This is a genomic window from Actinosynnema sp., assembly GCF_052038725.1.
Genome location: NZ_JBQGCX010001251.1, coordinates 1 through 1,702 on the forward strand (window position 1 = coordinate 1; position 1,702 = coordinate 1,702).

The following is a 1,702-nucleotide window of genomic DNA, read 5'->3' on the forward strand; positions in this document are numbered from 1 at the left end:
CGCGAACGCCTGGACGCCGGACCCGCCGCCTTCGGCCTGCTCCTGGCCGCCACCGCCGCAGGCGGGGTCCTGGTGGTCCCGCTGGCGCCGCGCCTGGTGGACCGCTTCGGCCCGGTCCCGCTGCTGCGCGCCGGTCTGGTCGTGGAGACCCTCGCCCACGTCGCCCTCGCCCTGGTGCGGGTGTTCCCGGCCGCGATCGCGGTGCTGGTCGCGTTCGGCGCGCACTCGGTGCTGTGGGGCACGATCACCAGGACGGCCCGCGCCCGCGTGGTCCCGGACCGGTTGCGCCGGTCGGTGAACGGCGCGTTCTTGCTGTTCAGCTCGGGCGGCGCGGCGCTGGGGGCGATCCAGGGCGGGCTCGTCGCGCGGGCCTTCGGCGTCACGGGGCCGCTGTGGGTGGCGGCCGGGGTGGTCGGCCTGCTGTCCGTGCTGATGTGGCAGCTGCTGGCGGTGGTGGGCGGCGAGGACGGGTGAGCGGGCGCTACTCGCTCTTCCAGGCCGCGTCGTAGCGCTGCTGCCGCAGCTCGTCCTGCGCGGCGGCCCGCGCCTTCCTGGCCCGACCGGCGTCGCCGTTCTCGTAGCCGTACTTGGACACCCGGTTCTCGGTGCTCTCGATCGCGTAGGACATCGCGAAGTACACGCCCACGATCAGCCCCAGCGAACCGCACGCGACGGCCAGCGGCAGCGGCGAGCCCAGGCCCAGCACCAGCCCGGCGGCGATGATGATCGTCAGCGGCAGGACCTGCACGAACGCCCGGACCGTGAACCACACCAGCCAGGACGGCTTGGTGGCCTGCTCGAAGATCCACTCGCGGGACCGCTGGGGCAGCCTGCCCCCGATCAGGTACCACAGGCGCAGTGCGAGGGGCGGGCGGTTCACGGTGCCTCCTTGGCAGCGGCGATCAGGCGGGTCAGCGCCCCGTGCAGGTCCTGGAGCTGGTCGAGCTCCACGCCGAGGCGGTCGACCACGGCGGGCGGGATCTTCAGCGCCTCCTGGCGCAGCGCCTGCCCCTGCGGGGTGAGCGTCACGGCCAGCACGCGCTCGTCGTCGGCGTCCCGGCCGCGCTGCACGTACCCGATCGCCTCCAGCCGCTTGAGCAGCGGGGACAGCGTGCCGGGGTCGAGCGCGAGCAGCCCGCTCAGCTCCTTGACCGACAGCGGCGCGCCCTGCCAGAGGGCGAGCATCACGAGGTACTGGGGGTGGGTGAGCCCCAGCGGTTCGAGCAGTGGCCGGTAGACCGAGACCACGGTCCTGGACGCGATCGAGAGCGCGAAGCAGACCTGCCGCTCCAGGGCCAGCGGGTCCTCGGCGTTGCTTTGTGTGCCAACCATTTGCACACCACGGTAGAGCAGGGCGCGGCTCGGGGACTCCGCCGGACGGCCAGTTGTCCGGGAGATCACACCGGCGGACGGGGCGGGAAGGGGAGGTGGGACCGGGCGGCGGAACGGGCGGCGGGAAAAGGGTGAACAACACCTGAAGCGCACCCGGAGAAAATCCCGTGGAACACCGCAGGGACGCTCGGAACAACACGATCACCGGTCAGGGGTATTACCGGGAGCGCAGGTGCGACAGGCGCGAAGAATGTGGGGAGCCGTCCGTAGGGTCACCACCGACAGCACCCCCCGCGATGTGGGCGACCACCCGGACGAGGAACGGACGCGCCGCACCGAGCAGCTTAAGCGGGGCCGGCGACCCCGCGGG

General features: G+C 72.9%; 3 protein-coding genes. 1 reads left to right on the top strand and 2 read right to left on the bottom strand.

From position 1 onward, the window contains the following. Positions 1–474 (top strand): MFS transporter (locus tag ACTUAL_RS26380; protein WP_440902135.1); only part of this gene is annotated, 474 nt, incomplete at its 5' end. A gap of 7 nt (positions 475–481) precedes the next feature. Here ACTUAL_RS26380 and ACTUAL_RS26385 read toward each other — a convergent pair. Together ACTUAL_RS26385 and ACTUAL_RS26390 are read right to left on the bottom strand one after the other, a co-directional pair. Next, positions 482–880, bottom strand: a complete 399-nt coding sequence (locus tag ACTUAL_RS26385; RefSeq protein ID WP_440902136.1) for a DUF5313 family protein — start codon at positions 878–880, stop codon at positions 482–484. Then, positions 877–1,332, bottom strand: a complete 456-nt coding sequence (locus ACTUAL_RS26390) for a MarR family winged helix-turn-helix transcriptional regulator (RefSeq protein ID WP_096492492.1) — start codon at positions 1,330–1,332, stop codon at positions 877–879. Before ACTUAL_RS26390 ends, ACTUAL_RS26385 begins: the two co-directional genes overlap by 4 nt. Between the last annotated feature and the right edge of the window lie 370 nt (positions 1,333–1,702).

Excerpts from the sequence above, each read along its gene's own strand:
- ACTUAL_RS26390 (WP_096492492.1), bottom strand. The coding sequence starts at position 1,332 with ATGGTTGGCACACAAAGCAACGCCGAGGACCCGCTGGCCCTGGAGCGG.